This window comes from uncultured Tenacibaculum sp., assembly GCF_947502995.1.
GTDB lineage: Bacteria > Bacteroidota > Bacteroidia > Flavobacteriales > Flavobacteriaceae > Polaribacter.
Genome location: NZ_CANNBW010000023.1, coordinates 1 through 21722, shown reverse-complemented (window position 1 = coordinate 21722; position 21722 = coordinate 1). Strand labels below are relative to the sequence as shown.

Annotated in this window: 22 protein-coding genes; 18 read left to right on the top strand and 4 right to left on the bottom strand. The window is 29.5% G+C overall.

Features of this window, described 5'->3' with window-relative positions:
• Positions 1-65: 65 nt before the first annotated feature.
• Together Q1A46_RS17275 and Q1A46_RS17270 are read left to right on the top strand one after the other, a co-directional pair.
• Positions 66-590, top strand: coding sequence for a hypothetical protein (locus tag Q1A46_RS17275; RefSeq protein ID WP_299681834.1), 525 nt, complete (start codon positions 66-68; stop codon positions 588-590).
• Between the two features lie 89 nt (positions 591-679).
• The gene (locus tag Q1A46_RS17270) at positions 680-2389 is read left to right on the top strand and encodes a hypothetical protein (RefSeq protein WP_299681831.1); all 1710 of its coding nucleotides are present in this window, start codon (positions 680-682) and stop codon (positions 2387-2389) included.
• 111 nt (positions 2390-2500) lie between these two features.
• Here the strand turns inward: Q1A46_RS17270 and Q1A46_RS17265 are convergent, their stop codons facing one another.
• Positions 2501-2677 (bottom strand): hypothetical protein, encoded by a 177-nt coding sequence (locus Q1A46_RS17265; protein WP_299681828.1) that lies wholly within the window; start codon positions 2675-2677, stop codon positions 2501-2503.
• A 286-nt stretch (positions 2678-2963) separates the two neighbouring features.
• On the opposite strand from Q1A46_RS17265, the gene Q1A46_RS17260 reads away from it, so the two are divergent.
• From Q1A46_RS17260 to Q1A46_RS17250, 3 genes are all read left to right on the top strand, one after another.
• Entirely contained in the window at positions 2964-3230 is a 267-nt protein-coding gene (locus Q1A46_RS17260) for a hypothetical protein (RefSeq protein ID WP_299681825.1), read from the top strand.
• Positions 3231-3309: 79 nt separating this feature from the next.
• Positions 3310-3534 carry a hypothetical protein gene (locus Q1A46_RS17255; protein WP_299681822.1) on the top strand — a complete coding sequence of 75 codons (225 nt, stop codon included), beginning with the start codon at positions 3310-3312 and terminating at the stop codon, positions 3532-3534.
• A 184-nt stretch (positions 3535-3718) separates the two neighbouring features.
• Complete coding sequence (locus Q1A46_RS17250; protein ID WP_299681819.1) at positions 3719-4330, top strand: hypothetical protein; 612 nt, start codon at positions 3719-3721, stop codon at positions 4328-4330.
• A 4-nt stretch (positions 4331-4334) separates the two neighbouring features.
• Here the strand turns inward: Q1A46_RS17250 and Q1A46_RS17245 are convergent, their stop codons facing one another.
• On the bottom strand, positions 4335-5237 hold the full coding sequence (locus Q1A46_RS17245) for a DMT family transporter (protein ID WP_299681816.1): 903 nt from the start codon (positions 5235-5237) through the stop codon (positions 4335-4337).
• A 107-nt stretch (positions 5238-5344) separates the two neighbouring features.
• Positions 5345-6298, bottom strand: a complete 954-nt coding sequence (locus tag Q1A46_RS20945; protein WP_162288555.1) for a bifunctional helix-turn-helix transcriptional regulator/GNAT family N-acetyltransferase — start codon at positions 6296-6298, stop codon at positions 5345-5347.
• Between the two features lie 132 nt (positions 6299-6430).
• Here Q1A46_RS20945 and Q1A46_RS17230 point away from each other — a divergent pair, with 132 nt between their 5' ends.
• From Q1A46_RS17230 to Q1A46_RS17210, 5 genes are all read left to right on the top strand, one after another.
• Positions 6431-6790, top strand: coding sequence for a DoxX family protein (locus Q1A46_RS17230; protein ID WP_299681813.1), 360 nt, complete (start codon positions 6431-6433; stop codon positions 6788-6790).
• Positions 6778-7308, top strand: coding sequence for an NADPH-dependent FMN reductase (locus Q1A46_RS17225; protein WP_299681809.1), 531 nt, complete (start codon positions 6778-6780; stop codon positions 7306-7308). The genes Q1A46_RS17230 and Q1A46_RS17225 overlap by 13 nt, the downstream gene beginning before the upstream one ends.
• Positions 7309-7311: 3 nt before the next feature.
• Positions 7312-7752, top strand: coding sequence for a MarR family winged helix-turn-helix transcriptional regulator (locus Q1A46_RS17220; protein WP_095070642.1), 441 nt, complete (start codon positions 7312-7314; stop codon positions 7750-7752).
• Positions 7753-7758: 6 nt separating this feature from the next.
• Positions 7759-8481 carry a pirin family protein gene (locus Q1A46_RS17215; protein ID WP_299681806.1) on the top strand — a complete coding sequence of 241 codons (723 nt, stop codon included), beginning with the start codon at positions 7759-7761 and terminating at the stop codon, positions 8479-8481.
• Between the two features lie 209 nt (positions 8482-8690).
• The gene (locus Q1A46_RS17210; RefSeq protein WP_299681803.1) at positions 8691-9173 is read left to right on the top strand and encodes a hypothetical protein; all 483 of its coding nucleotides are present in this window, start codon (positions 8691-8693) and stop codon (positions 9171-9173) included.
• 65 nt (positions 9174-9238) lie between these two features.
• Here the strand turns inward: Q1A46_RS17210 and Q1A46_RS17205 are convergent, their stop codons facing one another.
• On the bottom strand, positions 9239-10963 hold the full coding sequence (locus tag Q1A46_RS17205; protein WP_299681800.1) for a T9SS type A sorting domain-containing protein: 1725 nt from the start codon (positions 10961-10963) through the stop codon (positions 9239-9241).
• A 156-nt stretch (positions 10964-11119) separates the two neighbouring features.
• Between Q1A46_RS17205 and Q1A46_RS17200 the strand changes: the two genes are divergently transcribed.
• The 8 genes from Q1A46_RS17200 to serA all read left to right on the top strand — a co-directional run bounded on the left by Q1A46_RS17200 (position 11120) and on the right by serA (position 21624).
• Positions 11120-13147 carry an FAD-dependent oxidoreductase gene (locus tag Q1A46_RS17200; RefSeq protein WP_373456518.1) on the top strand — a complete coding sequence of 676 codons (2028 nt, stop codon included), beginning with the start codon at positions 11120-11122 and terminating at the stop codon, positions 13145-13147.
• 76 nt (positions 13148-13223) lie between these two features.
• Positions 13224-14210, top strand: a complete 987-nt coding sequence (gene lpxD, locus Q1A46_RS17195) for a UDP-3-O-(3-hydroxymyristoyl)glucosamine N-acyltransferase (protein ID WP_299681797.1) — start codon at positions 13224-13226, stop codon at positions 14208-14210.
• A 165-nt stretch (positions 14211-14375) separates the two neighbouring features.
• On the top strand, positions 14376-14555 hold the full coding sequence (locus tag Q1A46_RS17190; protein WP_095070655.1) for a CAL67264 family membrane protein: 180 nt from the start codon (positions 14376-14378) through the stop codon (positions 14553-14555).
• Between the two features lie 63 nt (positions 14556-14618).
• On the top strand, positions 14619-16310 hold the full coding sequence (gene ettA, locus Q1A46_RS17185) for an energy-dependent translational throttle protein EttA (protein WP_299681791.1): 1692 nt from the start codon (positions 14619-14621) through the stop codon (positions 16308-16310).
• Positions 16311-16541: 231 nt separating this feature from the next.
• Positions 16542-16901, top strand: a complete 360-nt coding sequence (locus Q1A46_RS17180) for a hypothetical protein (protein ID WP_299681788.1) — start codon at positions 16542-16544, stop codon at positions 16899-16901.
• Between the two features lie 129 nt (positions 16902-17030).
• A complete protein-coding gene (locus Q1A46_RS17175) occupies positions 17031-17555 on the top strand; it encodes a hypothetical protein (RefSeq protein ID WP_299681785.1) in 525 nt (174 codons plus the stop codon).
• Between the two features lie 904 nt (positions 17556-18459).
• Entirely contained in the window at positions 18460-19581 is a 1122-nt protein-coding gene (locus tag Q1A46_RS17170; RefSeq protein ID WP_299681782.1) for an SH3 domain-containing protein, read from the top strand.
• A 159-nt stretch (positions 19582-19740) separates the two neighbouring features.
• Positions 19741-21624 (top strand): phosphoglycerate dehydrogenase, encoded by a 1884-nt coding sequence (gene serA / locus Q1A46_RS17165; protein WP_299681779.1) that lies wholly within the window; start codon positions 19741-19743, stop codon positions 21622-21624.
• The last annotated feature ends 98 nt before the right edge of the window (positions 21625-21722 follow it).

Here is a 21722-nt window from a genome sequence, read left to right as displayed (position 1 = left end):
ACTAAGTTTGATGATAAGAGTTTTTTAATAATAACTTATTTCAAACGCTAAACTTGTAACAGCATATGTTAACACTAGAAATTATACTTTTTGTAGCTGCAATTTTATTCGGAATTGTATGGTATTGGAAAGAATCAAAAGGAAATGGAATTTATCGATTTTTTAATAAATTAATGAATTCAAAAGAATTACAAATGAAAGCAACTGAAACTAAAGGATTTGTTTACGGACAACCTTTTTTATTACGTTTAGTTTTTGTTTCTGTACTTTTTTTAATAGGAATTCTAGTAGTAAGGTTTTTAATACCAATCGACATTGCTACAATATCTGCTTTCGCTTCTATGATCGTAGGAACTTTAATAGGAACTTATGTCGCAGGTGGAGTATTTAAATCAGCTGAAGTGATTGATGAACATTCAGATTCGTTAGAAGATTTAGTTCAAAATACTATAGAAAAAGGAAAAGATTTTATCGAAGATTTAAAGTCAGACTCTAAAGAAGAAGTTAAAGAAGAGGTAAAAAAAGAAGAAGAACCTAAAGAAGAAAAGAAAAGCGCTAGAGAGCGTTTAAAAGACAAAGGTTATTTATAATTTAAACAGAATAAGTTTAAAATTTAGTACTACATAATATAATTTGAGATCGAGTTCAATCGAAATCAAAATCAAATACATCTAACAAAATGATCAAAAGATATTGGAATAAAGGAAGCAAACAAAAGTTCGTTGTCATATTTTGGACTTTAGTGATTTTATTAGCCTTATTTATATTAAGAGACGATTTTCAGCCAGCTTTACTTTTTCTTAGGAAATATATTTTTATAATTCTATTATCATTTACCGTACTATTTTTAGGAATCAGAAAATTCCGAAGAACAGCCGGAGCTGGAGGTAGAATAGTTTCTTTATTCGGAATGATTGTGTTTTTTGGAATATTATATTTCGTTGGATGGCAATACAAAATGTATGATTATATTAAAGCATATAATGTATTTAACGATTTAAATAAATATGAAATCAGTGAGTTACCTTTAACTCAGAACGAACGTATACAGCCTTTAATGAATATTTTTTCTATGGCAAATGAGTCGGTAGGAGAAACAAAAGATGTGTCATTACCTCATTTAGTTCGTATAGATTCTGTAAATAAATGGACAATGGCAATTCAGCCTACAGAGAAATACGCTTGGCAAGGAATGACCGATAATACCGAAGAAGTTTTTGCAGTATCTAGTACAACACCTTTTCCTAGGTTTTCTAGTGAAAACAGAATTCCAGTTACTTTTTCAATTGGTGAATCTTTAAAGTTTAGTAGAAATACATACAATGCTGTTGTTCAACGTTTCAATATTTTTCAGTTATTCACGATGGAACCAAGTGATACTTATTATATGAAAAATGATAAAGGTGCTTGGGTTCAAGTAGTGAGTTTAATAAAGTGGAAAGGTTTCTTTTTTCCTTATCCAACTTTTGGTGGAGTAATGATTATTGAAAATGGAGCACACGATTTTAATGATTATATAGAACGTATTTTCTTCGGTAAAGGAACTTTTGTCGCTCCAAAAGACATGAAGAAATATCCATTTTTAACACGTCAAAATACTTTAGCAGAAAAAGTTTCTCGTTTACAAGCAGAATCTTTAAAATTCTTGGGTGGATTTAGCGATCCTTTACCATGGAATATGAAAACAGCAGTTAAAATTCCAGATTTAGAAGATGATCAAAATCAACAACCATTTGTAACAGATTTCGATTTTTCTGATACTAGTTTAGATGCGTATAGTGGATTATATCATTGGTTTGGATTAGAACCTGTTGGTGATGAGCGAACAAGTTTAAGTTTTAGTGTGTTCATTCCTGCCGATGGAACAGATAAATTGTATTACTACGATCATGCAGCAAAAAAACAAGGATATGCAGGAGTTTCAGCAATGCCTTTAAAAGTTATTGAGTCGAGAAAAGAGTTTGATTGGTCTGTAAATAAACCTGTGGAATTTAGACCATATATTAAAAATATTGCCGGAAGAAAACGTATGTTTTTCTTAGGAACAATCTCTGCAATTCGTGATAAATCTAGTAATTTCGATGGTTCAGCAACTCCAGATTTAGCGTTAATTGATAGTGAATACAGAGATGTAGTTTGGATTGATGCAAAACATCCAAGTAAATGGGATGAAAATGTTTTCGAACAATTAGGAGAAGCATGGAAAGAAAGTGAGACATCTAACGATTATTTTAAGATTAACTCAACACTTTTCGAAAAAGAAAAGTCAGTGGTATTAGATTCTATGAGTACAAAACTGAATGAACTAGAGAATAAACTACAAATAGAAAAATTACAAAAGCAAATTGATTCCATAAAAGCTTTAGGAAAAGAACTAAAAACAGAATAGAGTCTGTTTTAAAATTCTACAATATTAAAAACCATATTATTTAAATTGAATAATATGGTTTTTTTATGAAATATGGAAAGTTTAAGTATTTTTAAAACCTAAACAAAAAGATTAATATTCAATTTGTTTTTTATCTGGATTTAAAAAAATGATGAAAAGAAAAAGAATTCCTATACTCGATGAAATGGTAGAGTCATGTAGACTTTTACCTATATTGTTACAGACATTATTATTTGTGTCTTTTCTAGGAGTGATAACTATAATTTCAACATCAGGACTTATGTCCATCTTTTGGATAATTCTATGTATACAAGTCATTTTTATTTTCTTATTGGTTAAAAAATATCTTGTATATCAAAGTTTTTTAAAAGGTAAACAACATAATAATTATAAAGTCCATTGGATTGAAACTAGTAAATAAGCTAAGGAGAAAAAGATCAAAACAATTATCTTTAGTATTCTTTTTTTAGTATCAATATTATTTTTTTATTTAGACAAGAGTTACACGTTATTCCTAGTAAATTGTCTTTTTTGTTTGTTGTTTTCATTAAAAGTTTTCTTTTATGTACCCTTAATGAGTGTGAGAATTTTTGATAGTGAAAAAGGAGAACGTAATTTTATATTTATCACTAAACACCCTTCAGAGATAATAGAGTTAAAGTTTTTTGAATTAGATTCTATAAATCTATTTGCTAATAAAATTGTTTTAAAAACAGATAAGCAAAACTTTGAAATAAGTATTGATTTTAAATCTATTAAAGAGAAACAAAAACTTGAAAAATATCTATTAAGTAACCAAAATTTATGGAATACTTATAAAGTTGAATTAACCATCATATGAATTTATACACCAAAATATTAACGACCAGATATTATTATCTAGAACATATAAAATTGATTCCACCTTCGTGGCTAGCATTATGTCACACTTCATTTTACATACTGTAAATATTTTTTTAATCGTCTTACATTTCGATTTTAAAGTAAACTTTTTAGGAAACCAAATATTTGATATAGGTGTAATATTACTTGCAATTTTATTAGCTGGATTACATTATGTTTTAGTTGTAAAAAGAAAAGCTTTTCCTGAACGTGTAAAGAAGTATCAATTAATTCATTTAAATTGTATGATGGAATACATTTAGTGTACGAATTATTCGCTATCGGTTTCTATTTTTATGTTTATCAAATGTCTCCGATAAACTTCTTTTACATAGTAATTGCATTAGTAGCATTATTTCTATACAGACACTTTCTAACTGAGAAATAACTGTAAACTATATTTATTTATGGAATGTTTTTTGTGGTTAAGAATTTTAAAGTTTAGCCATGAAAAAAAGAAAGTATCCTAGGCAAAAAATGATACATTTTTTGCCAATTATAACTTTTGTATTTGTTTGTTTAATGTTTTCTTTTTCTATTTATTATACTCCAAAATGGAATTTTAAATGGAAAGGAATTAGAAATGAAATCAAAGATTCAATTATAGCGTTAGATACTTATGGAACAATTACAGGGAATACAGTAGGTTATGCAGGAAGAACACCACAACAATTTTTTAGACAAAAATGGATATTAAAAAATGCTACACCAAGTGAGTTGTATAATTTATTAGATTATCCAAGCGGAACTGTAAAAGCCATTGCTTATGAAGGGTTAATGTGCAATCCAAAAGTAAAAAAGTATCCTCTATTTAAGCGATCATTAAAAGACACGTTAACATTTGTGTTTTCTCAGTACGGCTGTGAAGGTTCTGGAGCTATGCTTTCAGATTATGTGATTAATTTTATAGCTAATATCGATAAAGGAGTTCCTCCAAGATTTAATCCACCAGAAATAAAACTTTCAGAAGAGGAAAAGGATGAAATCCTAAAGCTCTTTTACAAAAGAAAAGCGAAAGAGAATTATTACAAGAAAGAGTTTTATAAAACCTTAAAGTAAAATTTTAATTAGAATATAAAATCAAGGCGACACCAATCATAATTCCTGCCAAAGGTATTAATTTCTTACGTTTATTCTTTTCTTTAAATAGAATTCCACCCAAAACTACAGCAATAATTAATTGACTTCTTTTAATAGCCGATAACAACATAATTAAAGCTTCAGGATCTTGTAATGCTTTAAAATAAAAATAATCTGCAGTTTGTAATAAAACTCCAACAGCTGGAATCGACCAACGCCATTTAAAAGCCTTACGTTTCTCAATCTTCGGAAACCAAATAATACTTAAAATAATTAAGAGAATAAGTATACAATAAAAACAGAACCAGAATTGTAAAGTTTGCGGATTCAAATGAATTTTTTGAATTAAAAACTTATCGTATAATCCACTAGAAGCTCCTAAAAAAGTGGCGCCAATTATAGCATAAATCCATTTATTATTTTTAAAAATTATTCCTTCTTTTTTTCCTACTTGAGAATATAAATACACAGAAAAAATTATTAGGAAAAAACCAATCCATTGATATAAATTAGGTCGTTCTTGATATAAAAATATAGCTCCTAAAAAAGTGAAAAATGGTCCACCAGATCGAATTGGAGCAACAATAGTTAACGGTAAATGTTTAAGTGCCTGATAAGCTAAAATCCATGAAGAACACATAATCATAGATTTTATAAAAATATAACCATGTTTTTCTAAAGGAATATCCTGAATTAGAAAACCAGCTTTTAATGTTGCTTCTGGAAAAAAATGAGTTCCAATATAAAAAGGTAGTAAAATTAAAAGTCCGCTAATTAAAGTTCCCAGTAATACAGGATAGACTTCATTGTTTTTTACTGCATGTTTTTTGCATAAGTTGTGTAAACCTAAAAATAAGGCAGCTAAAAGGCCTAAATACATCCACATAATTCCTGTAAATTTTGCTTTTCAGGCTGCAAAACTAGTTATAATGTATGATTTAGACCTTAATTTTTTAAAGTTTTAAAATTAAATCACGCAAGCGTTATCGTAATTTAAAGCCCTTTATATACCATTTTTATATCGCTACGCTTGTAAGGCGAATTAGCTTCCAAAGGAACTTCTACAAAACCATATTTTCTGTAAATGTATATAGCATTTTCTAACAAAGTATTTGAGTAGAGTAGAAGTGTATTGAATTGTTCTTGCTTAGCAAATTCAATACATTTTGTAATTAATTTTTGCCCAATTTTATGACCTCTATGTTCAGGAGAAACAGCCATTTTTGTAAGCTCAAAAGTTCCGTTTTCATCAAGAGGCATTAATGCTACAGTTCCTACAATTTCGTCGTTTAGTTTTGCAAAGAATATATGTCCACCTTTATCAATAATATATTGTTTTGGTTTTCCTAAAACTTCTTCATCGAAAGGTTCTACATAAAAATAAGTCTGCAACCATTCAATGTTTAAATCGTAAAAACTAGAGGCAAACTCCTCTGAGAAGTTTATAATTTCTAGTTGTTTTTTGTTGTTTGCAATGTAATGTTCCATAATAGCATCACTAAATTTTTTTTGAATAAATTTCTTTTCTAGTTTATTAATATGTTCAATTAAAGAGTCTGATGTAATTCTTGTATAGTCTTTAATAGTGTACTCTATGCTTTTCCATAATGGTTGAATTTGCTCTGCTAATTTTTTTCCTTTCTCAGAAAGCGCAATCAACTTTTTACGTTTATCATTAGGATGTTCTTTAAGGACAATCAATCCTTTTTTATCAAGTTTATTAATGACTTGTGTAGTTGCTGGCTGAGAGGTTTTTAAGCTCTGATTGATTTCTGTGTTTGTTACTTCTTCTTTATGAAGAATAATTTTAAATGTAGGAAACAAATACGGATCAAAGTCAAAACCAAAATGATCGTAAACCACTTGAGTATCTTTCATCATGTATTCACTTAATCTCTTTAGTCGAGAACCTATACCAATTTCACCAATCCCTTGTAAAGCATCCATATTAATATATTTAAATATATAAGTACTTATGCAAATATATAAATTTTTCATATTACACCATAAAAGAAATAAATATCAAAATTTATTTTCCATGGAAAATATTTTATATCTTTGTAATATAAAATTTTTAAAATGAAAACAAATCAAATTATTTTTTATGCATCTACAGGATTATTAACATTGTTAATGTTGTTTTCTGCTGGGATGTATTTTTTTAATCATGAATATATTGTAAAAGCATTTGAGAGTATGGGATATCCTACCTATATCATTTATCCTTTAGCAATAGCTAAACTTTTAGGCTTAGTTACAATTTGGTTCATAAATAATAGATCTTTAAAAGAATGGGCCTATGCTGGTTTTTTCTTCAATACTTTATTAGCGTTTTTTGCACATATAATGATTAAAGATGGAGAACAAATGGCTGCAGCAATAGGTTTCGTTTTAGTATTAATTTCATATAATTTCAATAAAAAAAGATGGGAAAAGTAATAGCTTTTGCAGGAAGTAATAGTAAAAATTCAATAAACAAGAAGTTAGCAACATTTGCAGCAAGTTTATTAGAAAGTAATGAGTTTAAAGTTTTAGATCTTAATGATTATGAACTTCCATTATATAGTATTGATGTAGAAGTGGAAAATGAATTCCCTGAAGCAGCAATAAATTTTAATAATGAATTAGCAGAAAGTGATGCAATTATAATTTCATTAGCAGAGCATAATGGAAGTTACACAGCGGCATTTAAAAATCTTTTAGATTGGGTATCTAGAAAAGATAAAACTGTTTTTAAGAATAAGCCTGTTTTAGTTTTAGCAACTTCTCCAGGTGGTAGAGGAGGCGCAACTGTATTAAACACAGCTTTAAATAGTTTCCCTCATTTTGGAGCAGATATTAAAGGGAGCTTTAGTTTACCTTCTTTCAATGACAATTTTAAAGAAGATAAAATTGTAGATTCAGATTTATTAAATCAATTATCAGAAGCAGTTAAAAATTTAGAGTCAGCATTGTAAGAGATGGGAGATATTAGTAAGGATATTCATTCGACTTTCGATAACCATCGTTTTAAAGCCTTTATCAATATTAAATACACAGCAAATTGGATTAATAGCAAAGAGGTAGAGTTTTTTAAATCTTATGGTATTTCGCCACAGCAGTATAATATTCTTAGAATTTTGAGAGGAGCAGCAGATAAAATTAAAGTTCAAGTTGTAAAAGACCGAATGGTAGAAAGAGCTCCTAATGCTACTCGTTTAATGGATAAGTTGGTTGAGAAAAACTTAATTCATAGATCTAAAGGAGAAGTAGATCGAAGAGAAGTATATGTGGCTATTTCAGATGAAGGTTTATTATTGTTAACCGAAATAGATAAGGAAATAGATACATTGAATCCTCTAGATCGGCTTACTGAAAACGAGGCTAAATTATTGAGTGATTTATTAGACAAAATAAGATAAATAATTATGCGAATAGAAAAGTTTCCAGCAAATACTCGTGGATTTGTAAATCATGGTTGGTTGCAAGCGAATTACTCTTTTAGTTTTGCGAATTTTTATGATCCTAAAAGAACAAATTTTGGAGCATTACGCGTTTTAAATGACGATTTAATTGCTCCAAGTATGGGATTTAGTACACACCCACATCAAAATATGGAGATTATTACAATTCCATTAAGTGGCGTACTAAAACATAAAGACAATACTTCCAACGAATGGTTGTATGTACACCCTAATGAAGTTCAAGTTATGTCTGCTGGAATAGGTATTTATCACTCTGAAATGAACGGTACTACTGATAAATATTTGAGTTTATTTCAAATCTGGATTATTCCTAATCAAGAAGGAGTTTCACCAAGATATAATCAAAAGGACTTTAAAGTTGAAGATAGAAAGAATAAGCTTCAAGTTTTGGTCAGTTCTATCGATGACGATAATTTCGATGGTTTAAAAGTGCATCAAAATGCCAAACTATCGAGAATAGATTTAGATGAAAATAATGAGTTTATTTATGAATTATCTTCAGAAAATAATGGAGTTTATGTTATGAATATTTCAGGAGAAATAAGTATCAGCGATCAAGTATTTTCTGATAGAGATGCTGTAGGGATTTCTGAAACTACTTCATTTAAAATTAAAGCAAATACAACTTCAGAATTATTGTTTATTGAAGTACCTATGACTTTTTAAACAGTAAAAAATTAAATATTAATAAAAAAGCTCTTGAGTATTCAGGAGCTTTTTTATTAATAAATTTTATAGAAAAAATGATATTTTTAATAAAGTATTTTTCCCCATAAAAAAGGAGGATATATGATTTTTAAATAGTTAAATAATTGTTAATTAGTGCTTTATTGTGTTTTAAGTTTGTGGTGTATTAACCGATTAAAATTAATAATATGAAAATTTTTAAAAGCATCGCAATCATTTTTATTGTATCGTTAATGATGACATCTTGTGAAAAAAACGAGATCAACGATATAAATGAAGAAGTAGAAACTGTTTTAGTGCAACGAGAAGGTACTAAAGAGAAATTAAGATTGGATTATCATGAAAAGTATGGAGTTGTTAAAGCTCATGAATACCCAATGAATCCAAAAGGAGTACAAGAAGAACCTACTTTAGAAGATTTTTTAGAAAAATCTGATCTTAAAAAGGAAGAGTTGTTGGATTACAGAATTGTAAAAGATGAATTCTCAGGAGTTGGTTTAGCAGAGCATAGAATGGAAGATGGTAATGTGATTAACGTACCGCATAGATTCGAAAGAGAGCCTGTTTATAAACTTGAAGGAAAAACGATTCATGGGAAAAAGATAATTATCATTATTATCATTAGATGTGCTAATGGAATGATAATAGACGTAATCGTTATAGAGTTTTAGTAAAACTAACAAGACTGTCTAAAATCATTTAGACAGTCTTGTTTTATAATTAAAAGATGTAATTTTTATTTTTTAAGAACTTTAATAAACTTTCGTTCTCCTTTAGAGTTCGTAATTGCTAAATGATAAAGTCCTCCAGATATAGTATTAATATCTAACTCTATCGAGTTTGTTTCTTTTTCAGTAGTTAAAATTAAATTTCCAACGGCATTGTATAAATGAATATTATATGTATCAAAAACATTAAGTTGAATATTAATTTTATTTGTTGCCGGATTTGGGAAAACTTTATTTACAAAAACAAAATTTTCTTTTGTGCTTAAAGTATTTCTGTTAATAGAAAAATCTGCTACAACAGGAAAATGGTCAGAAGCAGTACTTGTATCAAACTCTTGTAAACCAAAAAGATTTAAGCGTTCACTTGGCATTTCTTCAGTTTGAATCACAAAGGTTTTCTCAGCATTTAATACATAATCAGAATAAATTATAAAGTCTAGTTTTCCGGGAGGAAAATTAGAACCATCAGATCTCCAAGTATAAGCCATAGGAATATCTGTTTGTAAAGCATTATCATGCTTAAAGTCTGTATCATCCCAATCTAAAGGAGCACCAGAACCATAAGTTCCTACATTTTGAATCTGTCCAGTTAATAAAGTAGCTAATTGATTAGAAAGTCCAACTAAATTTAAATCACCAGAATATACAATTGGAGTATTTTTTGGTAAAGTTATTTGTCCGCCTGGAGATTTAGCATCTAAAACAAAAGCTGCATATTCATCAACTTGTCTTTGTCTTCTATCATCGGCTCCACAACAATTTAAATGAGCATTGGTATATAATAAATCTGTACCATAACTATCCGGTAAATCTATAAGTACAGGGAATTGACGATCTAAATCCCATTCTTGTGTGATTTCCCAACGAGAAACAGTTACTTCACCACCATGTTTTTTAACGTACCATCCGTTTGCTGTTCCTAAAGGAATCCAAGAATCAAATAAAGATTTAATGTACTCTATTGTTGTATCAGCACTTTCTACAAAACCAATAACATCTGGTTGAATTACTTTAATAAGTCGTTCGTATTCATCTAACTTATTCGTATCTAATAATGAATTCAATTTGGTATTGTAGGCTACTACTCTTATAAAAGAATCATCAGATTTGTTAATATCAACTGGTTGATAAGGGGTTGTAGGAGTTTCATCAAAAGTGTAAGTAAATACACTATTTAAATTAGGTAACCAATCGAAGTTAGTTCTATTACGGATTAAAATTTTCACCGAAGGAGATGGAAATAATGGATTAATTCCATCAGGAATGCTAGCTCTTGGAATTGCAATTTCAAATTCTTTAGATGTTACTGTTGGTGCAGCTCTTAATCCTACTTCAGAAAAATTAACTTGTGTTTTTGGTGTGTTCACAAAATTATTGAACAATACACGTTCACCAAATTGAATACCTAATTCAGCTCCATAATCGTCTCGTACTCTAAATCCCGTGCTAGAATCATTATCAGTATCTAAGTACATAAAGAAGTTATGTGGGATAATATCTCCGTCTGTTAAGTCGAATTCTTTGTTTGCTTTAACTTTAATATATAAATATTCAGCGTCGTTAGTTACTTGAAATTCTAAAAGATCAATTCCGTCAAGAGATTCATTGGTATCAGTAAAAGTCGTCAAATCAGAAGTCCAATCATCAAAATTTCCATCAATTCGAATTGATGCTGACTGAGAATAACTATAAAAGCTGAATAATATTAAAATAGTTAGTAAAAGTTTATTCATTTATTTTTTCGTTATAAAAAGGTTAGCAAATTTATATTTTCATTAAATTATAACACAAAAAAATAAGATTAAAAGAAAGTTAAGGTTTACAAATTCGAAAAATAAAAGTATCTTGCAGTTATTATGCGTGCATAATAAAATTAAAAATCAGACTGAATGACTAAGTACAAGAATATTTTTGAACCGTTAGATTTAGGTTTCACTACAATAAAAAATAGAATCCTAATGGGATCTATGCATACTGGTTTAGAAGAAGAAAAAAATGGATATGATAAAATAGCCAGATTTTATGCAGAAAGAGCAAAAGGAGGAGTAGGATTAATTGTTACTGGAGGAATTGCTCCAAATATACAAGGATGGACAGGACCTTTTTCTGCTAGAATGAGTACTAAGAAACATGCAGAAAGACATAAAGTAATCACAGAAGCTGTTCATGCTGAAGGAGGAAAAATATGCATGCAGATTTTACATGCAGGAAGATATGGTTATCATCCACTTAATGTAGGTCCGTCTGCAATAAAGTCGCCAATAACACCTTTTAAACCTTTTAAGCTTAGAGAGTCTGGTATTAAAAGAACAATTAAAGATTTTGTTAAGTCAGCTGCTTTAGCAAAAGAAGCAGGTTATGATGGAATCGAAATTATGGGTTCTGAAGGATATTTAATTAATCAGTTTATTGCAAAAAGAACAAATAAACGAAACGACGATTGGGGAGGAAGCTACGAAAATCGTATGCGTTTACCAATCGAACTAGTTAAACAAACTAGAGAGAAAGTAGGTGAAAATTTTATTATTATCTATAGACTTTCTATGTTGGATTTAGTAGAGAACGGAAGTTCTTGGGACGAAATCGTAATGTTAGGAAAGGAAATAGAAAAAGCTGGAGCAACTATTATCAATACAGGAATTGGTTGGCACGAAGCTAGAATTCCTACAATAGCAACTTCGGTACCAAGAGCAGCTTTTACTTGGGTGACTAAGAAAATGAAAAGCGAAATCTCTATTCCCTTAATTACTTCGAATAGAATTAACATGCCAGAAACTGCTGAAAAAGTTTTAGCAGAAGGTCATGCAGATATGATTTCTATGGCTCGTCCATTTTTAGCTGATCCAGAATGGGTGAATAAAGCAGAGCAGGAAAAAGATGATGAAATTAATACTTGTATTGCATGTAACCAAGCTTGTTTAGATCATGTTTTTGAACAAAAAGTAGCAAGTTGTTTAGTAAATCCAAGAGCTTGTCACGAAACAGAATTAAATTATTTGCCAACAGATAAAAAGAAAAAAATAGCAGTTGTAGGTGCTGGTCCGGCTGGTTTGGCTGCTTCTACAGTTGCAGCGCAAAGAGGACACGAAGTTACTTTATTTGATAGTGAAAGTGAAATTGGTGGGCAGTTTAATATAGCGAAACAAATTCCAGGTAAAGAAGAGTTTTATGAAACGATTCGATATTTCGGTAAGCAAATAGAACTTCACAATGTTAATTTGAAGTTGAATACTAGAGTAAATGCTGAAGATTTAGCGCAAGGAGATTTTGATGAGGTAATTTTAGCTACTGGAATTACACCTAGAACACCAAGAATTCCGGGAGTAGATCATGAAAAAGTATTAAATTATATAGATGTTTTAAAACTTAAAAAAGAAGTTGGTAAAAGAGTCGCTGTAATTGGAGCTGGAGGAATTGGATTCGATTTATCTGAATATTTATCACATGAAGGAGAAAGTACTTCTCAAAATATTGATGCATGGTTGAATGAATGGGGAATTGATAAAAGTTTAGAAGCTAGAAGTGGTATAGAAGGTGTAGAAAAACATGTGCATCCTTCACCAAGAGAAATCTTTATCTTCAAGAGAAGTAAAGGAAAATTTGGAGGTAATTTAGGGAAAACTACAGGATGGATTCATAGAGCGAATTTAAAGAAAAAGAATGTACAATTTATTAATGAAGTACAATACGATAAAATAGATGATCAAGGTTTACATTATACTCAAAATGAAGAGCAAAAAGTTTTAGAGGTAGATAATGTAATTATTTGCGCAGGTCAATTACCATTTAAAGAATTACTACAACCTTTACAATCTAAAGGAGTTAATGTCCATGTAATTGGAGGTGCAGATGTAGCTGCTGAATTAGATGCTAAGCGCGCTATAGATCAGGGAAGTAGGTTAGCTTCTCAATTATAAAAAACTATAAGAAACTATAAACAATCACTCTTGCTTTAAGGGTGAAATCACGAAAAACTAGAATTATAATACGCTCATGAAATCATTTCTAATAAACGAAATCGCTACATTTTTAAAAGGAGATTTAATAGGTAATTGTACGGAAAAAATACATGCTCCAGAACAAATAGATAAAGCAACTAAAAATCATATCACTTTTATAGGAAGTAGTAAGTATGCACGTTTATGGGAAAAATCAGAAGCTAAAACTGCCATAGTAGATGAGAAAATAACAATAGAGCCTGGAGAAGGTAGAGCTTTTGTTAGAGTTAAAAATGCAGATTTAGCAATGGCAAAAGTATTAGAGCTTTTTCAACCTGAATCACCAGTTTTTTCTACAGATATTCATGCTACAGCTGTAATAAGTGAGACAGCAAAATTAGGTAACAATTGTAAAGTTGGTGCAAACTCTTTTATAGGAGAAAATGTTGTTTTAGGTGATAATGTAGTAATATATCCGAATGTATCTATTTTTGATGATACAACGATTGGGGCTAATACAATAATTTGGTCTGGAACAGTGATTCGTGAGCGAAGTGAAATAGGAAATAATTGTATCTTTCATACCAATGTGAGTATTGGAGCTGATGGATTTGGGTATAGACCAAGTGAACAAGGATTAACAAAAATTCCTCATATCGGAAATGTTATTATAGGAAATAACGTAGAAATTGGCGCAAATTCATGTGTAGATAGAGGTAAATTTAGCTCAACAATATTAGGAGACGGTTGTAAAATAGATAATTTAGTGCAAATAGGTCACAATTCTGTTTTAGGAAGATTCTGTATCATGGCCGGAAACAGTGGTTTAGCAGGTTCTGTTACTTTAGGAGATGGAGTAGTAATTGGAGGTAGTGCGTCTATAAAAGATCATACAACTATACATTCTGGTGCTACTGTAGGTGCAGGATCAGGTGTTATTTCAGATGTTGCAGCTGGAAAAACGGTTGTAGGATACCCTGCTTGTGATTCGAGAGAAATGATGAAACAATGGGTAACCTTAAGAAAACTTGCTAGAAAATAAATAACTCATTTATATAGAACCATTAATTTATTCTTGAATAATATAAATATTTCTCGATATTTGTATTTCATTTTGCGCAAAATACTAAGGCATTTATGTTTATCTCAAGAGAACGACAACCATAGTATAAATCACGCTTGTGGAAGCGCATAAAAAGATAGATATATGGCAATGAACAAAAACACAGTGTTAGCTTACGCTACACTTTTAATGATTTTTATTGGAGTTTTATTAATAGGATTAGGAGCATACAGATACGAAGACATAGGCTGGGGTTTTGCAGCTATAGGTTTAGGATTCTTTGCTATAGCATGGGTGTTTAATGCTTTAAAAGGTCGTGTATAAGACAAACAATTACTTTTAAATAAATACAGTTAAATTTTACAAACCAAATTAACCACTACATAAATGTCAGACGATAAGAAAGTCATTTTTTCCATGAATAGGGTATCTAAAACCTATCAATCAACTGGAAAACAAGTTTTAAAAGATATATACTTAAGCTTTTTTTATGGAGCTAAAATTGGAATTTTAGGTTTAAACGGATCTGGTAAATCTACCTTACTTAAAATCATTGCCGGAGTAGAAAAAAATTATCAAGGAGATGTTGTGTTTTCTCCAGGATATAAAGTAGGATATCTAGAGCAAGAACCTCAACTTGATGAAGACAAAACCGTACTTGAAATCGTAAAGGAAGGAGTTGCAGAAGTAGTAGAAGTATTAGATGAATACAACAAAATCAACGATATGTTTGGTTTAGAAGAAGTGTATTCTGATGCTGATAAGATGCAAAAACTAATGGATCGTCAAGCAGAATTGCAAGATAAAATTGATGCAACTAACGCTTGGGAATTAGATACGAAATTAGAAATTGCAATGGATGCACTTCGTACTCCGGATCCAGATAAAAAAATCGGTGTTTTATCAGGAGGAGAAAGAAGAAGAGTTGCACTTTGTAGATTATTACTTCAAGAACCAGAAATATTATTATTAGATGAGCCTACCAACCATTTAGATGCTGAATCTGTACATTGGTTAGAGCATCATTTAGCCCAATATAAAGGAACTGTAATTGCCGTAACTCACGACCGTTATTTCTTAGATAATGTAGCAGGTTGGATTTTAGAGTTAGATAGAGGTGAAGGTATTCCTTGGAAAGGAAATTATTCTTCTTGGTTAGATCAAAAAGCAAAACGTTTAGAACAAGAAAGTAAATCAGCTTCTAAGCGTCAGAAAACTTTAGAACGAGAATTAGAATGGGTTCGTATGGCACCAAAAGGGCGTCAAGCAAAATCAAAAGCTCGTTTAAAGAACTACGATAAGCTAATGAATCAAGATCAAAAGCAAACAGAAGAAAAGCTTGAAATTTACATTCCTAATGGACCACGTTTAGGAACTAATGTAATCGAAGCTGCTGGTGTTTCTAAAGCTTTTGGTGAAAAGTTATTATACGAGAATTTAGAGTTTAATTTACCTCAAGCAGGAATTGTTGGTATTATTGGACCAAACGGTGCCGGTAAAACAACAATTTTTAGAATGATTATGGGAGAAGAGAATCCAGATGCTGGAACTTTCTCTGTTGGTGAAACTGCTAAGATTGCTTATGTAGACCAAAATCATGCAAATATAGATCCTAATAAATCTATTTGGGAGAACTTTTCAGATGGTCAAGATTTGGTAATGATGGGAGGGAAGCAAGTGAATTCACGTGCTTATTTAAGTAGATTTAATTTTTCTGGTAGCGAGCAAAATAAGAAGGTAAATACATTGTCTGGTGGTGAGCGTAACCGTTTACATTTAGCCATGACACTTAAAGAAGAAGGTAACGTATTATTATTAGATGAGCCTACCAATGATTTAGATGTAAATACACTTCGAGCTTTAGAAGAAGGATTAGAAAACTTTGCAGGATGTGCAGTAGTGATTTCGCACGACCGTTGGTTCTTAGATAGAATATGTACACATATTCTTGCTTTTGAAGGAGATTCTCAGGTATATTTCTTCGAAGGATCTTTCTCTGAATATGAAGAAAATAAAAAGAAACGATTGGGTGGAGACATTATGCCTAAACGTATTAAGTATAAAAAATTAATTAGATAATTTCTGAAGCTCACCATTAAGGTGAGCTTTTTTTTTAAAAAAGAATCTTAATTAGCGTTAAAAGTTCTAAAATAAAGAGTTGTTATATTAAATAAAGTTAAAGTATTGATTTTTAGAAAATAATATTAATTTCTACGGGTTTTATGTAGTGTAGATTATCAATTTCCTGCGCAGTTAATTCAATAAGCTACCAATCAATATCAATAAGTTTAATTTTTAAAACAATCAAAAATGAACAATTATTTAAAAAAAGTAGCTTTTTTAATGCTATTCTTATCTGCAGGAATTTACGGAAGTTTAAATGCTTTAAAAATGCCATTAGACCAAGTTTGTTTACTTCAAGACGAAAAACATGTATTGGCTAGCTTCGAAGGACATTCCGAAGATGGTTATAAATTTTTACTAAAAGATGGAACGTCAATGCTTTTTAGTTCAGTTTCAGATGAAGTATTAGAAACTTACGATTTACAGTCTGACATTTTTAAAGGGAAATCTTTTGAAATTACGTATACTTCTCTAGAAGAAGACGGAGAAGTTGTACACAAAATTATAGGATTAAAAGAGTTGAAACCTCAGGAAGAGAATTCTTAATTAATAAGAGTATTTTTTATTAAAGAGCTGGCAAATTTATTTGCTGGCTTTTTTGTTTCTCTTTAAAAGTATTTAATCATATTTTTACCAAAGTTGTAATTATAAAAAGGTTACAAAATTTAAATTGCTATGCGAATAACTTACATTTTTTTAGTTATACTCATTGTTTTTTCTTGTAAAGACAAGGGGTGTAATAATGAATACAGAATGAATGAAAAAGGTTATGATTTAGAAAAAATAAAAATTGCTAAAGATTACCTTTTAAGGCATATTGAAATTTTAAAAGATTCTGCCGAAGCACATACGACGTTTGTACATTCAGATCGTTTTTATAGCTATAATATCAATGGAATTAAAAGATTATTACCTCATAAAGAGAAGAAAAACTTTTACGTATTAGATAGTATAAAAGACGATTTAGAACCTTTTACAGCTTTAAGTATTAAGCCTAAAGATTCAACGTTTGTGTTTAAAATTTTCAATACAAACTGTAATGAATATTATTTCTGTCATCAAATAGTATATAGTAAAAAGAGACTACAATTTCAAGAAAGTAAATCAACTGATCATATTCAAAATTTAGAACTAAAAGAAATTGAAAAAGATTGGTATTATGAGATTTACAGTTACATCAATAATAAATGGGAACTTTAATTATACGACAATAATGGTATCAAAAATTTACAATAAAAAAACAAATTTTATAGCAACATTACTTAGCCTAATTATTTTATTAATTTTTACATACAAAATAATCAATAGTCATAATGATTTAACAAGAATGCTGTTATTAATAAGTATTCCTTTTTTAATATTATCGATTGTAGTTTTTTCCTATAAAAAGTTTGTGGCTTATGCTACTCCAGAGGAAACAAAATTGATTCATAGACCAGCGATGCTCGCTACAGTAGGATTGGTTTTTGTAAACTACCAAATTGTTTTTAATGATATCCTAGAGGGTAAAATAATATTAATAACAGTGTTTTTAGTTAATATATTTAATCTGTTCATACTGTACTTAAAAGCCTTTTCAATTAAAGCAAATAGGTATAACGTATTTGTATTATTAACAGAACATAAGAAACAACTTAATAATGCTTCCATGATAATAGCAATTTGTATTGTGTTAAATGCTCTTTTTGTTTATATGAATGGTTCAGATATTCAACACGTTATATTAAGTGGGTTTTTTGTTATTCCGTTTTTAATAATAAGATATTTAGATAAACTGAAGGTAAAAAAGAAATTACACTATATCATTTTATTGATTTTCTTAATTTTAATGCTAGCGTTCGTATTATTAGTTTCCTTTACAAACAACATAGCTAGCTTAACCTTTTCGTTATACTTCCTCATAAGTTTAATTACACTATTGTCTAGTATAATTTCATTAAAATTGACAAATCTTAAAACCGAATAAAAATGCTAAAAAGAGTTTTTAAATTTTTTATTTCAGGTCTTTTTATTACTCTGATAATTTCTTGTGTAAAAGAGAAAAACAATAGGAAAGAAAATGAAGAAAAACTAAATACTCAATCAATATTAAATAAGTATGAAAATGCTAAAGAAAAGAATATGGATTGAAAGGCTCAAAAAAAATAAGAATAAAATAGAGTTTAAAGACGTTTTAAATCAAAGATTATTTTTTATAGAAAAAGAAACAGATTCCTCTTATCAAGTAGGGTCTTTTGGGGTCTTATCACCTTCAAAACCAGGCAATATAAAGGGATGGAAAAAGATCGAAAAAGATACATTCATAGTGTTATTTAGAGGAGGAGATGAGTTTTATCAAAGAAAAATGAAAATTGATAAAGTCGAAGGCAATAAAATTTATGTGAAAGATTCAGATGATAGAAAAATACGTTACACCATAGGAGTAGAAGGTTTGGAAAATAAAGTTTTATCCATAAAAGAAGAAAGTGATTATGATTCATATCGAGCAAAATCAGAGACATGGTATGCTTTAAAAGAAAATGATATAGACTCCGCGTATATTTTTAATAATTACAAAGAAAAAGAAAGATTACAGCTTATAGGTGAATATGGCAATAATTATAAAGAAATGATCAGCAATAATGAAATTGATGCTTATCAACATACATCAGATTCTATTTACATGAAATATATGATGAAAGACTGTTATAGTTATGGAACTTTTATTGAAGATGGATGTGAATTTATAATTAATGAAAAAGTAACGAATAAAAATGGAGTGTATAGATTTATTAATGAAGAGAAAAATATATTTCTATATAACGATTATAATTTCTCTAAGGAGCTCATAAAATATATATACAAAGATGGAAATGAATATGTAGTGGTATCAGATATTTTGCCTAAAGAAAATAATAATGAAGATTATTCTAATATGGTTTTGAAGGATAGAATCTTACATATTACAAGTGTAAATAATAATTGGATTGCTACTGAAAGTATTGGTACTGAAATAGAATATAAAAATTTACCTGTTTTTTATGTGAATGCTAAAAGTGGTTTAAATGTTAGATCGAAACCACTCATAAATGGTGAAAAAATAATGAAACTCAATTATAAAGAGAAAGTTTATGTAACCGACACTTTACAATTGGAAACAATAGGGAAAGTAAAAGGTAACTGGTTAGAAATACAATTTCCTGGAGTTAAAGGTTATGTTTTTGGACCATATGTGTCTGAAAAATAAAACTTAAAAAATTGTAGTTAATTTTCTGTTTTTTAGATTATTCTTAAAATAAATCATTTTTTTTAACAGTTTTGTAAAAATCAAATGTTTCTTTCAAGAATAGTTTTTTCTCTACCAAATAGATTGTAATTTTCAAGCTTGAATGGATAATCAAAAGCCATGAGTAAATATTATATATTCGATTTCGACAGTACGCTCACAAAAGTTGAGGCGTTGGATGTTTTAGCTGAAATAACATTAGCAAACAATCCAAAAAAAGAAGAGGTAATTAATGAAATTATCAAAATCACAAACCTAGGGATTGATGGGGAAATCTCCTTTACACAGTCGTTAGAACGTAGAATAAAATTACTTAATGCAAAACGATCCGATTTAAATCTATTAATTCAAGAATTAAAGAAAAGAGTGTCCAGTTCTATTGAAAGAAATAAAGAATTTTTCGAATCATATTCAGAAAATATTTATGTAATTTCAGCAGGATTCAAAGAATTTATCATTCCTATAGTTGCAGAATATAACATTCCAGCAGAAAGAGTATTTGCTAATACTTTCGAGTTTAGTGAAAATGACGAAATTATAGGATTTGACAGAGACAATGTTCTTTCTGTACACAATGGAAAAATCGCTTGTTTACAAGGCTTACAATTAGATGGAGAAATTCAAGTAATTGGCGATGGTTATAGCGATTATATAACCAGAGAAGCAGGAGTAGCCGACAAGTTTTTTGCGTATACAGAAAATGTTCAGCGTGAAAAAACAATTAAAAACGCAGATTATATCACACCAAATTTAGACGAATTTTTATTTATAAACGATTTGCCAAGAAATATATCATATCCAAAAAATCGCATCAAAATGTTATTATTAGAAAACATACATGCAGATGCGTATGAAAAATTTACAAATGACGGATTTACAGTAGAAACTGTAGGAAGAAGTTTATCTGAAGAAGAACTGATTGAAAAATTACAAGATGTTCATGTAATTGGAATCCGTTCGAAAACTCAAATTACTAAAAAAGTAATTGAAAATGCTCCAAGGTTATTGGCAGTAGGAGCGTTTTGTATAGGAACGAAACAAATTGACTTAGATGCATGTAAAGAAAACGGAATAGTCGTTTTTAATGCGCCATATAGTAATACAAGATCTGTTGTAGAATTAGCTATTGGAGAAATTATTATGTTAATGCGTAGTGTTTTTCAACGTAGTACAGAAATTCATAACGGAGAATGGAATAAAACCGCTCAAGGATCTAAAGAGGTAAGAGGTAAAAAATTAGGAATTGTTGGTTATGGAAACATAGGGAAACAATTATCTGTTTTAGCAGAAGCTTTAGGAATGGATGTGTACTATTATGATGTTGAAGATAAATTAGCTTTAGGTAATGCTACTAAAATGAATTCTTTAGCTGATTTATTGGCTATTTCTGATGTAGTTACGTTACATGTAGATGATAATTCTTTAAACAGAAATTATATAGGAGCTAAAGAAATTTCTCAAATGAAAGATGGTGCTCATTTAGTGAATTTATCAAGAGGTTTTGTAGTTGATATTCCAGCGCTAACTAAAGCGTTAAAATCTGGGAAATTAGCCGGTGCTGCTGTTGATGTATATCCTGAGGAACCAAGAAAAAATGGAGAGTTTTATACAGATTTAAAAGGTTTACCAAATGTTATTTTAACTCCTCACGTAGGTGGAAGTACAGAAGAAGCTCAAAGAGATATTGCAGATTTTGTTCCTGGAAAAATTATGGCATATATAAATTCAGGAAATACTGTAGATGCTGTAAACTTCCCAAATATTCGTCTACCAAAGCAACAAAATTCACATCGTTTTTTACACATGCATAAAAATGTATCGGGTGTAATGGCGAATATCAATAAAGTTGTTGCCGAATACGGATTAAACATTGTTGGACAATATTTATCTACAGATCCTAAAGTTGGTTATGTAATTACTGATGTCGATAAAGATTATAATCAAGATGTAATTCAAGAATTAAAAAATGTAGAAGGTACATTACGTTTTAGAGTATTATATTAAGATTTAATTCTAAAAAGTTAAATTGAGTCGTCCTAAAATAGGTTGACAGTTTTAAAAAGTATTATTTAAACCAGAGAAGCTAGCTTCTCTGGTTTTTT